The organism is Staphylococcus sp. HMSC072E01 (genome assembly GCF_001814125.1).
GTDB classification, from domain to species: domain Bacteria; phylum Bacillota; class Bacilli; order Staphylococcales; family Staphylococcaceae; genus Staphylococcus; species Staphylococcus hominis.
In genome coordinates this window covers 1-20,444 of record NZ_KV814986.1, presented here as the reverse complement: position 1 = coordinate 20,444, position 20,444 = coordinate 1, and the positions used below count along the sequence as shown (strand labels likewise).

Genomic DNA, 20,444 nt, shown 5'->3' with positions numbered 1-20,444 from the left:
TTAAAAAATCAGAAGCAAGACAAGCAATTGATGAAGTAGCAAAAGTAAAAAAAGAAAAAATTAATCAAATGCTAGATGCAACTGAAGAAGAAAAAGAAGTAGCAAAACAAAAAGTAGATGAAGAAGTTATAAAAGCGAAAAATAATATAAATCAAGCTACGACAAATGACGGTGTGAATAATGCTAAAACAACTGGTAAAAATACTATTGAAAATATACAACCAGAAGTAGTTAAAAAATCAGAAGCAAGACAAGCGATAGATGAAGCAGCAACTCTTAGAAAAAATCTAATTGATCAAGATAATTCGACAACAAAAGAAGAAAAAGACATAGCTAAACAAAAAATTGATGATGAGGTTAATAAAGCTAAAAGAAATGTTGATCAATCAATAAATAATTCCAATGTAGATCATGCACAAATTAATGGTATAAGTGCAATAAATAATATAAATGCGGTAGCTTTGAAAAAAACACAAGCAAAAAAATCTATAGATGATGAAGTAACAGCAAAAAAAGCAGAAATTGATAGTAATCATGAAGCAACGAATGAAGAAAAAGAAATGACAAAACGTAAAGTAGATGAAGCAGCAACAAAAGCGAAACATAATGTTGATCAATCTACAACGAATAATACAGTAGATCAATCAACTCAAATTGGAATTTCAATTATATCTAATATTCAACCAGAGACAATACAAAAATCTTTAGCTAGACAAGCGATAGATGATGAAGCAACAATTAAAAAAGCAGAAATTGAGAATAATCACAATGCAACAAAAGAAGAAAAGGATGTGGCTAGACAAAAAGTAGATGAAGAAGTTATAAAAGCAAAGAATAATATTGCTCAATCTACGACTAATTCTGATGTTGAAATAGCCAAAGAAAGAGGTAAACATGCTATTGATGAAATTCAACCAGAAATAGTTAAAAAATCTGTAGCTAAACAAACTATCGACGAATTAGCTAAACAAAAGAAAGCAGAAATTGATCAAACACCAAACGCAACAAAAGAAGAAAAGGATGCAGCAAAACAAAAAGTAGAAGAGGCAGTAATGAGAGCTAAAAAACTGCTCGAAGGTGCCAATACTAACTCAGATGTCGATCAGACTACAGAGCAAGGTAAACAATCAATTAATAGTATTCAAGTTGAAGTTATTAAAAAAGCAGATGCTTTATCTAAATTAGAAGTGGAATTACAAAAATTAAAAGATAAAGTATCATCTGATCAAACATTTACAATAGATGAAAAACTATTCATAAAACAAAAACTTGATGAATCATATAAAAAAGCAGAAGAAAAAGTAAACCAAGCTCAAACTAATAAACAAGTTGATAATATAAAAATACATTATCTTCAAGAATTTAATAAAATAGTTCTAATCGACAAAGTAAAATTGAAAGCTAAATCTCAAATCTTTGATGTAGCAAATAAACGTAAAGCGTATATTAAAGGATTAACAAATATATCAGAATATAATAGAAATAAAGCTTATAAACAAATTGATGTTTATGTTATGAAAGCCTTAAATAAATTAGCTGAAAATGTGACTACTAATGATATTAATGAATTAACGAGAGTGACTATTAATGAGATTGAACATGTGAATGTTAAGCAATTTGAAAATAACTTTGGATTGGTTAATGACAACAAAGTTACATTTAATAATTTTAATAATAAATTTAGTGTGAATAATAATCATTCAAAATTAAATACTCTACCTTATACAGGTGAAAATGAAAACTCATTATTATCTTTAGCTGAGTTCACATTATTAAGTGGTCTGCTATTATTATTAAAACGAAGAAAAAAAGAAGATAAATAATAAAAAATAAATTCAGTTATCTTCGTATTCAAAATATGAAATAAAAAACACTCCAAAAGTTATAATTTTACTTAACTTTTGGAGTGCTTTTTTATTTTTAAGGATATATAAATTGTCTAGCTTCGCTTCCAGCGACGTGGCCGGTAACTAAAGCACTTGTAATATTGTAGCCGCCTGTATACCCATGAATGTCTAATACTTCTCCACATAAAAATAAACCAGGTTGAATTTTTGACATCATTGTTTTAGGCCATATTTCTTTAAGAGAAACGCCACCACCCGTAACAAATGCTCTTTCAATTGAAAGGGTACCATTAACAGTGAAAATGAATTGTTTGAAATGTTCTGCGAGGTGAGTCAACTGTTGATTTGAAAGATGATGAAATGTTGTATTTTCATTAATATTAGCCTGTTCTAGCATAAACAATAAATATCTTTCTTCTATTAAACCACGCAGTGCATTTTTTATATATTTGTCTGGTTCTTCGCTTAAGATTTTCTTTATTTTATTTTCTAAATCTTGTAAAGAAATCTCTGGAAATACATCTAATTGTAATTGTATGTCTTGTTTTTTTTGATTTTTTTGTTCTTTATAAACGAATTGGCTACAACGTAATGCAGCTGGTCCACTTACACCAAAGTGTGTAAAAATCATATCCATTTGATGACTAATACGTTTTTTACCATTTTTCTTTAAAACTGATAATTCTACATCTTTTAAACTTAAGCCTTTAAGTGTTTTATTTTTAATAAAAGATTCACTAGATGTAATAGGAACTTCAGTAGGGAATAATTCAGTAATAGTGTGGCCTAGATTTTTAGCAAATCTGTAGCCATCACCTGTGGATCCAGTTTGGGGGACGCTTGTTCCACCAGTCGCAATAATAACTGTTTTTGATTCAAATTCGCCATCTTGTGTTTTTACTATAAAAGATTGATCATTTTTAGAAATGTCATTAACAACAGTTTCTTCTTTAATTTCAACGTTGTTATTCTTAATTGTATTAACTAAAGTATCAACAATGTCTTGTGATTTGTTTGAAACTGGAAACATTCTTCCATGATCTTCTTCTTTTAATTTTATACCACGACTTTCAAAAAATTCTATTATGGATTCGTTATCAAATTTTGAAAATGGACTATATAAAAATTTACCGTTTCCGGGTATATTTTTGATGATTTCTTCGTAAGGTAGACGATTAGTCACATTACATCTACCACCACCAGAAATTTTTAATTTTCTTCCAAGACCTTTTTTCTTTTCGATTAATAGAACCTTACTATTATTTTCACTCGCAGCAACTGCTGCCATTAATCCGCTTGGTCCACCGCCAATGATTATTGTTTGATACATATATTAACCTCCGTTATCATACATTTATATTCTACATAAATACTTATTATTTTGCGAACCGAAGTAGAATTTTGCGTTAAAAAGTGTATTAAATACATAAATAAAAAAACTTACAATATTTTTATTTAATAATAGTGAGAAGAAACGATTAAAAAACTTAAAAAGAAACGAGAAACAATAAGTATTTTGTGATATATTTTATAGTAATGCAAGTCCTTAGTTTAGACAGATGTATAACGACATAGTTTGATTAAATTAAAGATAGGAAGATTGAATATGAGTGAAAATAAGGAAATGGTGCGCGGAACCTTTTTAATAACATTTAGTATTTTAATTACTAAAATTCTAGGTGTTTTATTTGTAATTCCTTTTTATGCGATTATGGGTGCAAATGCGGAGGAAAAGTTAGCGCCGTTTAACTATGCTTATGTTCCTTATAATATTGCTATTGCTGTCGCGACAGCTGGAGTGCCTTTAGCAGCTTCAAAATTTGTAGCAAAGTATAATGCAATAGGAGCATATAGAGTTGGACAAAAACTCTATAAATCGAGTTTTATCGTAATGTCGATATCAGGTATTATAGGATTTTTAATATTGTTTTATTTAGCACCTGATATTGCAGTGATTACTTTAGGTCAAAAAGAAGGAAAAGGTGGATGGACAGTACCAGAGATTACTTGGATTATTCGTATCATCAGTATAGTAGTGGTTTTTATCCCACTATTAGCAACATGGAGAGGGGTATTCCAAGGTTATCAATCGATGGGTCCAACTGCTGTATCTGAAGTTACTGAACAATTAGCCAGAATTATATTTATATTAATAGGTAGTTATTTAGTTTTAAATGTTTTTCATGGTACATATTTACAAGCCAATGGTGTAGCTACATTCGCAGCGGCTGTGGGAGCAATTGCAGGTTTATTTACTCTTTGGTATTACTGGAAAAAACGTAAACCTCACATTCAAAAAATGGTAGAGTCTGATCGTACAGGATTAGACATTTCTTATGGAAGAATGTATAAAGAAATTATTGCATACAGTATTCCGTTTGTAATTGTTAGTTTAAACTTCCCATTATTTAACCTTGTTGATCAATTTACACATAACAATGCACTAGATGCAGCAGGATTCCATGCAAATAAAGATTATTTCTTTACGATATTAAACTTTACAACCAATAAAATTGTAATGATTCCAACATCACTTGCAGCAGGTTTTGCGGTAAGTTTAATACCATATATTACTAAAACATATGCAGAAGGTCGTTTAACTGAAATGCATCGTCAAATTAAAACATCAATCGGTGTATTAATGTATATTACAGTTCCAGCAAGTTTAGGGATAATGGCACTGGCTGCACCTTTATATACAGTTTTCTATCAATATAATCCAGATGGAAACAAAATGTTATTTATCTATGCCCCTGTAGCAATATTAATTTCTTTACTTAGTGTTACTGCTTCGATGTTACAAGGTATAGACAAACAAAAATTGACAGTGTTTGTCATTTTAGGAGCCGTTGTATTAAAGTTAGCACTTAATATTCCATTAATTATGACTTTCCATACTGCAGGAGCAATTTTAAGTACTGCTATTGCATTGAGTTTTGCGATTACAGCAAATTTCTTTATTTTAAAAATATATGCGAAATATGAATTTACAGAAACATTTGTGCAAGTAGCGAAAATTTTTATTTATAGTTTAATCATGATGATTAGTGTGGAAATTGTTTACTTAATTTTAGGTCATTTTGTCCCTGTAGAACGTAAATTTGGAGCAATGATTATATTACTCGTTGGGGTTATTGTAGGTGCTTTAGTGTATGGTAGTATCACAATTAAAAATCGATTAGCTGATCAATTTCTTGGTGAATTACCAGAAAAAATTAGACGTAAAGTTGGATTTTTAAGATGAGATTAGATAAATTTTTATCGAATATGGGAGTTGGCACGCGTACTGAGGTAAAGCAGCTTTTAAAGAAAAATAGTGTCAAAGTTAATGATAAAGTGGAAAAATCACCTAAATACCAAGTGAATCCTGAGCAAGATGAAATTACTGTAGATGGCAAAATAATAGAGTATATTAATCATGTTTATATTATGTTAAATAAGCCTAAAGGATATGTTTCTGCTACTTATGATGATATAAATCAAACAGTGATAGATCTTATTGCTGATTACCGCCATCTTGATATATTTCCAGTAGGCAGACTAGATAAAGATACTGAAGGTTTATTACTTATTACTAATGATGGACAATTTAACCATAATTTAATGAGTCCATCTAAACATGTTTCTAAAACTTATAAAGTAACCTCTAAATACCCTATTAAAAACGAAGATATTATTGCTTTTAAAAATGGAATTGAATTATCAGATGGCAAAGTAAAACCAGCACAACTTGAAAAACTAGATCATAATTTATCTTTAGTTACTATTTATGAAGGAAAGTATCATCAAGTGAAAAGAATGTTTCATTCAATTGATAATGAGGTATTAGAATTAAAACGTCTTAAAATTTCTAATTTGACGTTAGATGAAAACTTAAAATCTGGAGAGTATCGTTTACTAACTTCAGAAGAATTAAAACTTTTATAGTAATAAAAGAGAAAAGGGGTAATATGATGGCTAAACGTGCAGGTTTATTAAGAATTGTGGCAGGAATTGGTGCAGCAGCGGCTGCAGTAGCATTATCACGTGAAAGTAGCAGAAATAAATTAAAAGCTGAGTATAATAAATATAAAGAAAATCCAGAAGGCTATAAACAAAATGCGAAAGGACTAGTTAATGATATTAGTTCAAAAGCAAATGAAACAATTCAAAATGTAAAGAATGACCCACAAGGTTATGCAAATCGTTTAAAAAATGATCCTAAATCTTTATTACAAGATGAAAAATCTAAATTCACTAATGTGAATACTAAAAAAAATGACACACATGAATTAGCAGAAGGTAAATTCGATGATGAAGGTGGCGTAACTGTTAATAATAATTTAAGAGTAGTCACTGAAGAAGATTTAAAAAACAATCATAATGCCTTAGATGATAGACATTAAATTTAAATTTTAAAGAAGTGAGAAAATTTTTTCTCACTTCTTTTTTTATATACTATGAAATTTTCTGACATCTTGTTGTCATTTAATACTAGATTTATGTAAAATAATAGGTATATCTATTGAAAAGGAAGTTGATCTCTAATGTGGAAAGAAAAAGTACAAGAATATGAAAGTCAAATTATTGAAGATTTAAATGGATTACTTTCAATCAAGAGTGTGAGAGATGATAGTCAAGCTTCAGAGGAAGCACCAGTTGGTCCTGGACCTCGTGAAGCGCTTGATTATATGTATAAAATTGCTCAAAGAGATGGTTTTTCTACCCATGATGTTGATCATATTGCTGGAAGAATTGAAGCAGGTCAAGGTGAAGATGTATTGGGAATTTTATGTCATGTAGATATTGTTCCTGCTGGAGACGGTTGGGACTCTGATCCATTTAAACCTGTTGTAACAGATGATGCTATTGTGGCAAGAGGCACACTTGATGATAAAGGTCCAACTATCGCAGCTTACTATGCAGTTAAAATTTTAAATGAAATGAATGTAGATTGGAAAAAACGTATTCATATTATTATTGGTACAGATGAAGAATCTGACTGGAAATGTACAGAAAGATATTTCGAAACAGAAGAAATGCCTGCTTTAGGTTTTGCACCAGATGCTGAATTTCCTGCTATTCATGGAGAAAAAGGAATTACAACATTTGATTTAGTCCAAAATGTAAGCTCACTTCATACTGATCATTCAGAAGCAACACTTCTTTCATTTGAATCTGGTCAACGCTATAACATGGTTCCTGATCATGCTAAAGCACACATTTTGGTTGAAAAAAATATGACAGACGTAGTTCAACATTTCGAATATTATCTAGACCAACAACAATTAGAAGGTGAAGCGGTTGTAGATAATGGTGAATTGGTATTAACTGTTGAAGGGAAAGCCGTCCATGGTATGGATCCTTCACTTGGTGTGAATGCTGGTTTATATCTTATTGACTTCCTATCAACTTTGAATCTTAATCAAACTGCAAAAGAATTCGCTGAATTTAGTAATCGTTATTTACATGAATCTCATTTTGGCGAAAAAATGGGTATGAAGTTCCATACTGATGTCATGGGAGACGTGACAACAAACGTAGGTATCATTACGTATGATAAAGAAAAAGGTGGCAAATTTGGTATCAATTTACGTTATCCTAAAGGCTTCGAATTTGAAACTGCTTTAGAACGTTTTAAAAATGAAATCAAATCTCAAGGGTTTGAAATAGAATTAGGTAAAGTTCAACAACCTCATTTTGTAGATAAAAATGATCCATTTGTACAAAAACTTGTCACTGCTTATAGAAATCAAACGGGTGATATGACAGAACCTTATACAATTGGTGGAGGCACTTATGCACGTAATTTAGACAAAGGTGTTGCATTTGGAGCTATGTTTGAAGATTCAGAGGATTTAATGCATCAAAAGAATGAATATATTACTAAAAAACAATTATTCAACGCAACAAGTATCTATTTAGAAGCAATTTATTCACTATGTGTGGAGGGATAAATAATGACAAAAGTATTTATTAACGGAGAATTTTTAAATCAAGAAGACGCAAAAGTTTCTTATGAAGACCGAGGTTATGTATTTGGAGATGGTATATATGAATATATTCGTGCATACAACGGTAAATTATTTACAGTAACTGAACACTTTGAAAGGTTCCTTAGAAGTGCGAGTGAAATTCAAATCGATTTAGGTTATACTGTCGAGGAGCTAACAGATATTGTAAGACAACTTTTAAAAATCAATGACATTCAAAATGGTGGAATTTATATTCAAGCGACAAGAGGTGTGGCACCAAGAAACCATTCTTTCCCAACTCCAGAAGTTAAACCTGTTATTATGGCATTTGCTAAAAGTTATGATCGTCCATATGACGACTTTGAAAATGGCATTAATACTGTAACTGTTGAAGATATTAGATGGTTACGTTGTGATATTAAAAGTTTAAACTTATTAGGAAATGTTCTTGCTAAAGAATATGCAGTTAAATATAACGCAACAGAAGCCATTCAACATAGAGAAGAAACTGTTACTGAAGGTGCGTCAAGTAATGTGTATGCGATTAAAGATGGCGAAATCTATACACACCCCGTTAATAATTACATTTTAAATGGTATTACTCGAAAAGTAATTAAATGGGTTGCTGAAGATTACAACATCCCATTTAATGAAGAAACATTTACAGTTGATTTCTTAAAAAATGCAGATGAAGTCATTGTGTCTAGTACTTCTGCTGAAGTAACACCTGTCGTAAAGATTGATGGCGAAATTGTAAATGATGGTAAAGTAGGTCCAATTACTAAAAAATTACAAGAAGGATTCGAAAAATATATTGAATCAAAAAGTATCAATTAACTTTAAATTTCTTCAACGATGATGTATATGATATGTTATAATATTTATAAAGCATTTGGGATTTTAGCTTTTTCATACTAGTAAAATGTATCATTTTGTTTCTCATTTTCAGTTGAAAAATCAAGCTAAAAATTATAAAATCATCATTGAGTGATTAAAGAGATAAGGTAAAAAATTCAAATAATTTGGGGGCATTTAAATAATAATTTTACCATTATAACAAAAACAAAGTTAGAAATATAATCGTTAGATAAAAAGCGATGATTAAATTAGATATATGGCTCTTGAAAAACTATATTTCTCGAGCCATTTTCTAGTTGAAAGTGAGGTGAACGAGTTGGAGCAGTTTTATCAATTAGGGTGGACGCTTGATTCTGCAGGTGGAGCATCTGGAGAGGCGTATATGGCTGAACAAGATGGACAAAAATTATTTCTTAAGCGTAACTCAAATCCATTTATTGCAGCATTATCTGCAGAAGGTATTGTGCCTAAGTTAGTTTGGACAAAACGTATTGAAACAGGCGAAGTTGTAACAGCACAACATTGGAAAAATGGTAGAGAACTTACATCATCAGAAATGTCTCAAAGAAGAGTTGCTGAACTTCTCAAAAAAATACATGGTTCAAAACCACTACTTAATATGTTAAAACGTATGGAAATGGAACCTATTACCCCAAATATTATGTTAAAGAAAATTAATGCTTCTTTATCTAGAGACGTATTAACCCATCATATTATTCGAAAAGCATTAACTTACTTGGAAGACCATATTCCTAATTTAGATTCACGTTTCTTTACAGTAGTTCATGGTGATGTTAATCATAATAACTGGTTACTTTCTGATCGTGATGAGCTATTTTTAGTAGATTGGGAAGGTGCCATGATTGCTGATCCAGCCATCGATATTGGTATGCTGCTATACAACTACGTTCCAAAACAACAATGGTCTAACTGGTTTAATACTTATGGTGTTAAAGAAAGTATGGACTTAAATAAACGTATGAAATGGTATACTGTGATTCAGTCAATCGGCATGATTCAATGGTATGAAGAACAAAAAAGATTTAAAGATATGAACACATGGCTCAAATTTTTAAATGAGGTAATGAATAGTAATTTATTTATTTAAGGAGATTTAATACATGAGAGTCCGTTATAAACCATGGGCAGAAGATTATTTGAAAGAACATCCTGACCTAGTAGACATGGATGGTTCACATGCTGGCAAAATGAGTGATTGGTTTGATAAGAAACAGCCAATCTATATTGAAATCGGTTCAGGAATGGGACAATTTATAACTACACTTGCAGAGCAACATCCTGAAATTAATTTTGTTTCTTTAGAACGTGAAAAAAGCGTTATGTATAAAGTGCTTGATAAAGTAAAAGATAAAGGACTTACAAATTTAAAAATGATTTGCAATGATGCAATTGAATTAAATGAGTACTTTAAAGAGAATGAAGTATCTAGAATTTATTTAAATTTCTCGGATCCTTGGCCTAAAAAAAGACATGCAAAACGTCGTTTAACGTATCGAACTTTTTTAGCTTTATATGAACAAATTCTTAAAGAAGATGGAGAAATACATTTTAAAACAGATAATAGAGGTTTATTTGCTTATAGTCTTGAAAGCATGTCACAATATGGAATGTATTTTACAAAGTTAAATTTAAATCTTCATGATGAAGATGATGAAGATAATATATTAACTGAATATGAGAAAAAATTTTCTGATAAAGGTTCCCGTATTTATAGAATGGAAGCCAAATTTCATAAAAATTAATAAATAATATATTAAATCCAACACACGAGCGTAAGAAGAAAATACATTCTTACGCTCGTGTGTTGTTTTATCATTTATTGCTCTTTATGATACATATAAGTACATATGTGCTAAATACATTGTTATTTAAATTTATGGATAAGTACATATGATAAACATCCAATGCAATATGTAAGAAAAAAAGAAAAATTTAGTCCATATCTCATCCAAAATGATTATTGATTTTTGTATTATCATAGTAATCGTTACTTTACTGTTAAGTTCGAAAATGATAAAAAATTAATAAAAACATCAAACAAATGTAATTTAAAATATAAATATGAAGTGAAAAAAGTATTAAAATATTTTTTAAATATCAAAAAATAATATTAATTTTCTTCAATAGTAAGTATTTTACCTGTGTGTGCATCAGCATAGAAGGTATACTCTATATCACGGTTGTTTTTATTTTGAGTAATACCACCTTGATAAACAAAACGATTTAAATATTGCTCTTTATTTTGCAAAGGTTCATGAAGTATGTAAGAACCTTTAATATCCATAAAATATGATTTTACTTCCTCTAATATTCTATCGGGATTTTTTACTTTTTTGTTTTTCAATGTATGATAGAGTATAAAAGCCGTAGATGCTCCTATAGTTATTACGATGGGAATGGAGATATATTTTATAGTTTGACGAGTCATAATTATCGAATCTAACCTTTCTATTAATAGTTCTTATTATTAGTTTACCATAATCAAAATGATATAATAAATTTAAGGAGTGTGTTTATGTAATGGAAAATGATAAAACTTTACTTCGTATAAAAACATTAACAGAATTACATGGAGCGCCAGGCTTTGAAGAAGAAGTACGTGACTACATGAAAAAAGAAATGACCCCATTTGTAGATGAAGTGATAACCACTCATATGGGAAGTGTTTTTGGTATAAAAAAATCAAAAAAACAAAATGCAAAGCGTGTGATGGTAGCGGCTCATATGGATGAAATTGGCTTTATGATTACGAACATCACTCAAAATGGCATGTTACAGTTTACTAACTTAGGCGGTGTATCTAATGATATATGGCAAGGACAACGACTGCAGGTTAAAAATAGAAATGGTGAAAAAATTGTAGGCGTCGTTTCGAATATACCAAAACATTTTAGAACAGGTAATGAAGCGGTTCCTGAGATTAAAGATTTAATGTTAGATATAGGAGCAGAAAGTGATAAAGAAGTTCGATCACGTGGAATAGAAATAGGGGACACAATTGTTCCTTTTACACCATTCACTCAATTATCTGAACATCGATATAGTGCTAAGGCATGGGATAATCGTTACGGTTGTGTCTTAGCAATTGAAATATTAGAATTACTCAAAGATGTAGAATTAGATGTAGATTTATATGTGGGTGCAAACGTCCAAGAAGAAGTTGGATTAAGAGGTGCGAAAGCATCAACTGAATTAATACAACCAGATATAGCATTCGTTGTAGATTGTTCTCCTGCAAATGATATTAAAGGTAAGCAGCAATTATCTGGTCAATTAGGTGAAGGAACATTAATTCGAATTAAAGATGGTACGATGATTCTCTCTCCACGTTTCAGAGACTATCTACTGGAGTTAGTTGATACATTTGATATTCGTTCACAATATTATATTTCACCAGGTGGTACAGATGGGGGAGAAATCCATAAAGCAAATAAAGGTGTACCTACAGCAGTTATAGGTGTATGTGCACGATATATTCATAGTACAGATGCGGTATTTGATATTAGAGATTATTATGCTGCGCGTGAATTATTAAAACAAGCTGTGAGTCACTTAACAAATGAAAACATTTTAACATTACAATTTCAAAGTGAGGAGAAATAATATGATTACATTAGAAACTGAAAAACAATTTGAAGAATTAAAAAATGAACAAACGGTATTTGAATTTACAGCTGGATGGTGTCCAGATTGTAAAGTGATTGAACCAGATTTACCGAAATTAGAAAAAAAATACTCTAATTTTAAATTTGTATCAGTAGATCGAGATAAATTTATAGATTTAGCAATTGAAAATGATATCATGGGTATTCCAAGCTTTCTCGTATATAAAAATGGTGAATTAATGGGAAGTTATATTGGAAAAGAACGAAAATCAATCGAACAAATAGATTCATTTTTAAGTCAATATGTGTAAATGAGTAATTAGGACTTAAATTTTCTTATCTATATGAAAGAATAGCCTAATTTTTCTGTAATTGAAGCTCTTTTTATTGTAAAATATTGTAAGGTGCGAAAATAGGAGTGTTTTAATATGAACGTCTTTCAAATGAGAGATACATTAAAACAACGTTTAAAGCATTTAGACGTTGATTTTAAGTTTGATCGTGAAGAAGAAACATTACGTATATATAGACGAGATAATTTTAAAGGCGTAACTATCAAGCTTAATGCAATTGTAGCAAAGTATGAAGAACAAAAAGAGAAAATCATTGATGAAATTATCTATTATGTTGAAGAGGCCATTGCGCAAATGGATGATAATGGTCTATCTAAAATGAAAGATATTCAAGTTATGCCTGTAATAAGATCAACTAGTTTTGATAAAAAAACTAAAGAAGGTCATCAATTTGTTATTGAAGAACATACTGCAGAAACTAATATTTATTATGCACTTGATTTAGGAAAATCGTACCGATTAATTGATGAAAGTATGTTAAAAACACTAGGTTTAACTTCACAACAAATTAAAGAAATGTCGTTGTTTAATATACGTAAACTTGAGAATAAATATAAAACAGATGAAGTAAAAGGAAATATTTTTTATTTTATCAATTCAAATGACGGATATGATGCGAGTCGTATTTTAAATACAAAATTTTTAAATGAAATTGGAGCTCAATGTGAAGGTGAAATGTTAGTCGCTGTTCCTCATCAAGATGTATTAATTATTGCTGATATACGCAATAAAACAGGCTATGACGTTATGGCACACTTGACGATGGAATTTTTTACTAAGGGACTTGTACCTATAACGTCACTTTCATTTGGTTATAAAAAAGAACATTTAGAGCCGATTTTTATTTTAGGAAAAAATAATAAGCAAAAAAGAGATCCAAACGTTATTCAACGTTTAGAAGCTAATCGTAAAAAATTTAATAAAAAATAACTAATAATACGTCAAAAGGAGAATTTAAATGAATTTATTTTATAATAAAGAAGGCGTAGGGGACGTTGCATTTTTACAAATTGAACCAACAGATGGGCCTTTTGAATATGAAATAAAAAATAATGTGGTTGCTATTAAACATGAAAATCAAATTGTTGGATTTAATATTTTCGATTTTTCAAAAGTATATTCAGTTAATAGTAATGGTCATATTAAATTAAATGAAACGCTTGTAGAAGCTATACAGCAATCAATTACAAATGCAGGTTTTGATTATCAACTTGAAGCGGATTTATCACCTAAATTTGTTGTAGGCTATGTAGAAACTAAAGAAAAGCATCCTGATGCAGATAAATTAAGTATTTTGAAAGTTGATGTTGGTAGTGAAAAACTACAAATCGTGTGCGGTGCGCCAAATGTAGAAGCAGGTCAAAAAGTTGTCGTAGCTAAAGTCGGTGCAGTTATGCCAAGTGGCATGGTAATTAAAGATGCTGAATTACGTGGTGTGGCATCAAGTGGTATGATTTGTTCAATGAGAGAATTGAACTTGCCTAATGCACCTCAAGAAAAAGGAATCATGGTATTGTCTGATGATTATAAAGTAGGCAATGCATTTTTTGATTAAAAAAACTAGGAAGGATGTGGATGTATGAGTTGGTTTGATGAATTATTTGGCAATGATAAACATTCTGATGAAGAATTACTAAGACGAAAAAATAAACGTCGACATAACTCAGAAACACAAAAGAATGGTGAGCATACCTTACTTCCTGAAAATGATGATATCTATGATCGTCCGCGTGGAAAATTTCGTTTTCCTATTGATTTAGGGCAAGATGCTGAAACATATGATGAAGCGGTTTACAGAGAAGTTGATGAAGATGAATATATGTCGCAGAAATCATCTAAAAGTGATAAAGAATTTGGTTATGGCGCTTATAGTTATGTTGAAATAGATGATAATGACTATCCTCAAACTTATGATAGTGCAACAGATACTCGAAGACGCAGAAGAAGACAGTATACAAATCATGATGATACTGGAGTGCCTTCAATTAAAGAAAGACCTTCTAATAAACGTAATAAGTCGTTGAATAGTGCACAATTAAATGAAAGCAATAATAGAAAAACGACTTCTCAATATCATAAGTATACAAATAATCATTCTCATGTGAAATTACAATCGGAGCGTTTTAAATCAAACTATAAAACGACATCGAATTCTACATATCACCATTCAAGTTTTAGAACTTCAGAAGTACCATCTGCAGTATTTGGTACAAAAAAACGCCGACCAATTGAAAATGGTGTTATCCCTCCATTAAAAGAGAATGAAAATGATGATAATCATAATGACGATAAAAATAATTCAACACAAAATCAAACAGCACAACGAGTATCTGATAATGATGTAAAAACAAATATAAGCAAGTCTAAAAATGAACCGTTGAATCAAACTAAGTATGAAGATACTGATGTTTCAATTATTAATGATCAAAATTCTAATATTTATGAAACTACATCTTCAAAAAGTAAAGTTCCTAATTTTTCTCAAAAAGATAATACGGTGAATATTGAGAATATTTATGCGTCACAAATAGTAGAAGAAATTAGACGTGAAAGAGAAAAAAAAGCACAACAAAAACGTAAATTTAAAGAAGCTTTACAGAATAAGCGTCAACAATCATCGGATAGTGATAACGAAATCCAAAAAGTCATTGATGAAATGTATGCAAATCAAGCTAAGCAGTACACTGGAGAGAGTTCTCTAGATCATGAAGAAAATAATGATGAAGAGAGAACGACACATACAGAAGATAGTACTGATAAAATGGAAGACACAAATGAGAATACTACGGATAATCATGTGATTGATGAAGGGACTCAAACTGATTCAAATACGTCTAATTATGATGACGATGACGAGCATTATCAATATGAAGAAATTGATTTGAAATCTGTCCCAAATATTCAAACTGTTAATGATAAAGATGTAGAAATACGAGAAGTTAATGATACGACATCTACAGACGAACATAATGATGATCAATTGTCAGAAGATAATCTTAACGTAGCACCTATACATTCAACTAAAGACAAACATCATCATCTTAATAAAAATGAAGATGCTCATTTAAGTAAAGTTAATAAATTGCAAGAAGATAATTATACTTCAAGAGAAGAAGTAGAGGAAGCAAAGTATCATGAGATGAACGTTTCTTCGAATGAAGATATAACTAAACAATCAAATCATAACGATGAGGACATTGACCATTCAATTGATAATGCAATTGAAACAGATACTGAGTATGCTTCTGAACAAGTTGAACATAACAATGATTCAGTTCATGACTCCTCATCTAACACTGAAGGGGAAAAATTAGAAGATGATGACAAACAAATCGTTGAAAATGAGGATGTTTCATCATCTATTAAATCTTCAATCATTCCGGGTAGTAAACCTTTTAACGTTGTGATGACGCCATCTGACAAGAAGCGTTTGATGGATGCTAAAAAATTCAAAAAATCTAATAAAGTTACCGTTCCAGAATTAAAACCAGAAACAAAATTGGAACGTAAATCAGTTAGTATACCAAGTTCAAGTCCATCAGTAAAAGCGACTAATAATCATGAAGAGCATATTAAAAAGAATATTAATGAACAATCACTTCAAGATAATCAAGAAGATGAAACGAGTGAACTTTCAAATGTACAAAATGAAAATACACAAGCCATATCTATGACATTAAATACTCAGAATGAAGAGCAAGATGAAAACGAACAACACGAAAGTAAAGCTACGATTAGAAAAGGCCCTAATATTAAATTACCAAGTCTTGAATTATTAGAAGATCCGGAAATTCATCAAATTGATAACTCATGGATTGAAGAGAAAAAACAAGAATTAAATGATGCGTTTTATTACTTTAATGTTCCTGCAGAAGTTCAAAATGTGACTGTAGGTCCAAGTGTAACACGATTTGAGTTAGCTGTTGAAAAAGGTGTGAAAGTTTCGAGAATTACTGCTTTGCAAGATGATTTAAAGATGGCATTGGCCGCTAAAGATATAAGAATTGAAGCACCTATTCCAGGTACAAGCTTAGTAGGTATTGAAGTACCAAACCAAAATTCTTCAAAAGTAAGTTTAAAATCAATTTTAGAATCACCTAAGTTTAAAAATACGGAATCTAAATTAACAGTGGCTATGGGAAATCGGATTAATAACGAGCCATTATTAATGGATATTGCTAAAACGCCTCATGCTTTAATAGCTGGGGCGACAGGTTCAGGTAAATCTGTATGTATTAACAGTATATTAATGTCATTATTATATAAAAATCATCCAGAAGAATTGAGATTATTATTGATTGATCCAAAAATGGTTGAATTAGCGCCATATAATGACTTACCACATCTTGTTTCACCAGTTATTACAGATGTTAAAGCAGCTACTCAAAGTTTAAAGTGGGCTGTTGAAGAGATGGAAAGACGTTATAAACTGTTTGCAAAATATCACGTACGTAATATTACTGCTTTTAATAAAAAAGCGTCTTACGAACAACGTATGCCTAAAATAGTCATTGTTATTGATGAATTAGCAGATTTAATGATGATGGCTCCACAAGAGGTAGAACAATCTATTGCTAGAATTGCTCAAAAAGCGAGAGCATGTGGAATTCATATGTTAGTAGCAACACAAAGACCTTCAGTTAATGTCATTACTGGACTTATTAAAGCTAATATACCAACCCGTATTGCATTTATGGTGTCTTCAAGCGTGGATTCTAGAACTATTATTGATAGTGGAGGCGCTGAAAGACTATTAGGGTATGGTGATATGCTATATTTAGGTAGTGGTATGAATAAACCTATACGTGTACAAGGTACATTTGTCTCTGATGAAGAAATTGATGATGTCGTTGATTTCATCAAAGCGCAAAGAGAACCAGAATATTTATTTGAAGAAAAAGAATTATTGAAAAAGACTCAAACTCAAGCACGGGATGAATTATTTGATGATGTTTGTAGTTTTATGGTCAAAGAAGGACATATATCTACTTCATTAATCCAACGACATTTCCAAATTGGTTATAATCGTGCAGCAAGAATCGTCGATCAATTAGAACAACTAGATTATATATCTGGAGCAAACGGCTCTAAACCAAGAGATGTATTTATTACTGAGGCAGATTTAAAGAAAGATTAATTTTAAAGGAGTTTTATGGATATGACGCATTATCATTTTGTCGGAATTAAGGGTGCAGGAATGAGTTCATTAGCACAAATTATGCACGATTTAGGACATGAAGTTCAAGGTTCAGATATTGAAAAATATGTATTTACAGAAGGAGCACTTAAAAATAAAGGGATTAAAATTTTACCATTTAGTGTAGATAATATACATGAAGGAATGGTAGTTATTCAAGGTAATGCATTTCCTGATACACATGAAGAAATTGTTAGAGCACATGAATTAAAGTTGGATGTGATTAGATATCATGATTTTCTTGGTCAAGTCATTAATCAATATACATCGGTAGCAGTTACAGGTGCTCATGGTAAAACGTCTACAACTGGTTTATTATCTCACGTTATGAATGGAGACAAGAAAACATCATTCTTAATTGGTGATGGTACAGGAATGGGTTTACCAGGTAGTGATTATTTTGCATTTGAAGCGTGTGAATATAGACGTCACTTTTTAAGCTATCACCCAGATTATGCAATTATGACAAATATTGATTATGACCATCCTGATTATTTTAAAAATATCGACGATGTTGCTAGTGCTTTCCAAGAAATGGCAAATAATGTAAAAAAAGCTATTATTGCTTGGGGAGATGATGAACATTTAAGAAATTTAAAAGCAGATGTACCTATTTATTATTATGGTCTTAGTAAAAACGATGATGTATATGCAGATAATATACAAATAACTGAAAATGGTACTCAGTTTGATGTGTATATTAATGGAGAATACTATGATCAATTTTTAACACCACAATATGGTAATCATAATGTTCAAAATGCCTTAGCAGTCATTACAATTAGTTATCTTGAAAAAATGGATGTTAATAATATTAAAGAAGCTTTAGAAACATTTGGTGGTGTAAAACGTCGCTTTAATGAAACTTTTGTTTCAAAACAAGTATTAGTAGACGATTATGCTCACCATCCAAGAGAAATTAGTGCTACAATTGAAACAGCACGAAAAAAATATCCAAATAAAGATGTCGTTGCAGTATTCCAACCTCATACGTTTTCAAGAACTCAAGCTTTCTTAGATGAATTTGCTGATGCATTAAGTAAAGCAGACCACGTATTTTTATGTGAAATTTTTGGTTCAATACGTGAAAATACTGGAGAATTAACTATTCAAGATTTAATAAATCGTATTGACGGATCTGCGTTAATCGATGAAAATAGTATTGATGTATTAGAAAAATTTGATAATGCTGTTATTCTATTTATGGGCGCCGGAGATATTCAAAAAATTCAACGTGCTTATGAAGAAAAAATTGGTATGTCAAAAGAATTCTAATATGTTTATATATAATTATTATGGGTATTTATAATTAATGACTTTTATTTTAAAAAAATATTTAGGAGGCGTTTTTTATGCATTGGATTTTACCAATTGCTGGAATTATTGCTGCAATCGCATTCTTAATTTTATGTATTGGAATTGTCGTAGTTTTAATTTCAGTTAAGAAAAATTTAGATCATGTGGCTAAAACACTTGATGGTGTTGAAGGTCAAGTTCAAGGTATTACTCGTGAAACTACTGATTTACTTCATAAAGCTAATCGCTTAACTGAAGACATTCAAGGTAAAGTTGAACGTTTAAACTCTGTTGTTGATGGTGTTAAAGGTATTGGCGACTCAGTTCAAACTTTAAATAGCTCAGTTGATCGTGTAACTAACTCAATCACACATAATATTTCTCAAAATGAAGATAAAATTTCTCAAGTAGTTCAATGGTCAAATGTTGCAATGGAAATTGCTGACAAATGGCAAAATAGACACTATCGTAGAGGAAGTGCAAACTACAGAGCTAACTCTGTAGCTAATGATGCAAATCAAAATTACACTACAAACGTTGAGAAAAACTTTTAATATGATTCAATCAAATGCACTTAAATGAGGTTTTTACTTGTTTAAGTGCATTTCTTATAGGAGGAATAAATATGAGTAAGAAATATAATCGTGACTCATTTGAAACGAACAACACTGGTAATGATTTACATGGTAGAGGTGCGAATCAACAAGAGAACGTAGCGCAAAGTAATGTAACAAAACACTACGATAGAGATGCATTTGAAACGAACAACACTGGTAATGATTTACATGGTAGAGGTGCGAATCAACAAGAAGACGTAGCGCAAAGTAGTGCGACAAAACACTACGATAGAGATACATTTGAAACAAATAACTCAGGTAATGACTTACATGGTCATGGTGTAAATCAACTAGATCAAAACAACTTTGTTAATACACCACATTATAATCGTGATGACTATGAGAGTTATAATCATCCAAAATTCTCAAATCCAGCTGCTAGTGATACTAATCAAGAGATTGATTATAAAACTTATTATAACGATCCGAGATTTAAGTCTCGTAAACGTTTTATTGTTAGCTTTATTACTGGTGCAATCATTGGCTCAACTATTGGACTTTTAACTAAAAATAAAGCAAACCAAAAAATTGATGATTTAAAAGCAAAAGAACAAGAAGTTAAAGATAATTATTATAGTATTAAACAACAAACAGAAGAAACAATTGATAATGTAAGACATAAAATTGAAGACTTAAAAAATACAGGTATTTCTTCCGATGAGCTTGCAGCACAACGTCGAGCAATTCAATCAGAAA

General features: G+C 30.6%; 18 protein-coding genes. 16 read left to right on the top strand and 2 right to left on the bottom strand.

Features of this window, described 5'->3' with window-relative positions; translation table 11 throughout:
- A partial coding sequence (locus tag HMPREF2953_RS07970; protein WP_176746043.1) for a DUF1542 domain-containing protein occupies positions 1 to 1,823 on the top strand: 1,823 nt, incomplete at its 5' end.
- A 97-nt stretch (positions 1,824 to 1,920) separates the two neighbouring features.
- Here the strand turns inward: HMPREF2953_RS07970 and HMPREF2953_RS07965 are convergent.
- Positions 1,921 to 3,177, bottom strand: a complete 1,257-nt coding sequence (locus tag HMPREF2953_RS07965) for a BaiN/RdsA family NAD(P)/FAD-dependent oxidoreductase (RefSeq protein ID WP_049335737.1) — start codon at positions 3,175 to 3,177, stop codon at positions 1,921 to 1,923.
- 276 nt (positions 3,178 to 3,453) lie between these two features.
- On the opposite strand from HMPREF2953_RS07965, the gene HMPREF2953_RS07960 reads away from it, so the two are divergent.
- The 7 genes from HMPREF2953_RS07960 (at position 3,454) to trmB (ending at position 10,422) form a co-directional block, all read left to right on the top strand.
- Positions 3,454 to 5,091: a putative polysaccharide biosynthesis protein gene (locus HMPREF2953_RS07960; RefSeq protein ID WP_002455187.1), complete on the top strand. Its 1,638-nt coding sequence runs from the start codon at positions 3,454 to 3,456 to the stop codon at positions 5,089 to 5,091.
- Positions 5,088 to 5,774 carry a pseudouridine synthase gene (locus HMPREF2953_RS07955; RefSeq protein WP_049335739.1) on the top strand — a complete coding sequence of 229 codons (687 nt, stop codon included), beginning with the start codon at positions 5,088 to 5,090 and terminating at the stop codon, positions 5,772 to 5,774. Before HMPREF2953_RS07960 ends, HMPREF2953_RS07955 begins: the two co-directional genes overlap by 4 nt.
- 26 nt (positions 5,775 to 5,800) lie before the next feature.
- Complete coding sequence (locus HMPREF2953_RS07950; RefSeq protein WP_070672748.1) at positions 5,801 to 6,232, top strand: YtxH domain-containing protein; 432 nt, start codon at positions 5,801 to 5,803, stop codon at positions 6,230 to 6,232.
- A 141-nt stretch (positions 6,233 to 6,373) separates the two neighbouring features.
- On the top strand, positions 6,374 to 7,783 hold the full coding sequence (pepV, locus tag HMPREF2953_RS07945; RefSeq protein WP_070672745.1) for a Cys-Gly-3M3SH dipeptidase: 1,410 nt from the start codon (positions 6,374 to 6,376) through the stop codon (positions 7,781 to 7,783).
- Between the two features lie 3 nt (positions 7,784 to 7,786).
- A complete protein-coding gene (gene dat, locus HMPREF2953_RS07940; protein WP_002449691.1) occupies positions 7,787 to 8,638 on the top strand; it encodes a D-amino-acid transaminase in 852 nt (283 codons plus the stop codon).
- A 337-nt stretch (positions 8,639 to 8,975) separates the two neighbouring features.
- Complete coding sequence (locus tag HMPREF2953_RS07935; RefSeq protein ID WP_002449686.1) at positions 8,976 to 9,767, top strand: phosphotransferase family protein; 792 nt, start codon at positions 8,976 to 8,978, stop codon at positions 9,765 to 9,767.
- Between the two features lie 13 nt (positions 9,768 to 9,780).
- Positions 9,781 to 10,422: a tRNA (guanosine(46)-N7)-methyltransferase TrmB gene (gene trmB, locus HMPREF2953_RS07930; protein ID WP_002449690.1), complete on the top strand. Its 642-nt coding sequence runs from the start codon at positions 9,781 to 9,783 to the stop codon at positions 10,420 to 10,422.
- A gap of 368 nt (positions 10,423 to 10,790) precedes the next feature.
- On the opposite strand, the gene HMPREF2953_RS11490 is transcribed toward trmB, so the two are convergent.
- On the bottom strand, positions 10,791 to 11,108 hold the full coding sequence (locus HMPREF2953_RS11490) for a PepSY domain-containing protein (RefSeq protein ID WP_065426806.1): 318 nt from the start codon (positions 11,106 to 11,108) through the stop codon (positions 10,791 to 10,793).
- A gap of 92 nt (positions 11,109 to 11,200) precedes the next feature.
- Here HMPREF2953_RS11490 and HMPREF2953_RS07920 point away from each other — a divergent pair, with 92 nt between their 5' ends.
- The 8 genes from HMPREF2953_RS07920 to HMPREF2953_RS07885 form a co-directional block, all read left to right on the top strand.
- Positions 11,201 to 12,283, top strand: coding sequence for a M42 family metallopeptidase (locus tag HMPREF2953_RS07920; RefSeq protein ID WP_002455191.1), 1,083 nt, complete (start codon positions 11,201 to 11,203; stop codon positions 12,281 to 12,283).
- 1 nt (position 12,284) lies between these two features.
- A complete protein-coding gene (locus HMPREF2953_RS07915) occupies positions 12,285 to 12,596 on the top strand; it encodes a thioredoxin family protein (RefSeq protein ID WP_002449688.1) in 312 nt (103 codons plus the stop codon).
- A 117-nt stretch (positions 12,597 to 12,713) separates the two neighbouring features.
- The gene (locus HMPREF2953_RS07910; RefSeq protein ID WP_049335745.1) at positions 12,714 to 13,568 is read left to right on the top strand and encodes a DUF1444 domain-containing protein; all 855 of its coding nucleotides are present in this window, start codon (positions 12,714 to 12,716) and stop codon (positions 13,566 to 13,568) included.
- A gap of 28 nt (positions 13,569 to 13,596) precedes the next feature.
- Complete coding sequence (gene ytpR, locus HMPREF2953_RS07905; RefSeq protein WP_049335748.1) at positions 13,597 to 14,193, top strand: YtpR family tRNA-binding protein; 597 nt, start codon at positions 13,597 to 13,599, stop codon at positions 14,191 to 14,193.
- 24 nt (positions 14,194 to 14,217) lie between these two features.
- Positions 14,218 to 17,775, top strand: coding sequence for a DNA translocase FtsK (locus HMPREF2953_RS07900; RefSeq protein ID WP_070672743.1), 3,558 nt, complete (start codon positions 14,218 to 14,220; stop codon positions 17,773 to 17,775).
- A gap of 21 nt (positions 17,776 to 17,796) precedes the next feature.
- Positions 17,797 to 19,110 (top strand): UDP-N-acetylmuramate--L-alanine ligase, encoded by a 1,314-nt coding sequence (gene murC, locus HMPREF2953_RS07895; RefSeq protein ID WP_002455194.1) that lies wholly within the window; start codon positions 17,797 to 17,799, stop codon positions 19,108 to 19,110.
- 77 nt (positions 19,111 to 19,187) lie between these two features.
- Positions 19,188 to 19,685 (top strand): DUF948 domain-containing protein, encoded by a 498-nt coding sequence (locus HMPREF2953_RS07890; protein WP_002449680.1) that lies wholly within the window; start codon positions 19,188 to 19,190, stop codon positions 19,683 to 19,685.
- A 71-nt stretch (positions 19,686 to 19,756) separates the two neighbouring features.
- Positions 19,757 to 20,444 (top strand): YtxH domain-containing protein (locus HMPREF2953_RS07885; protein WP_141754095.1); only part of this gene is annotated, 688 nt, incomplete at its 3' end.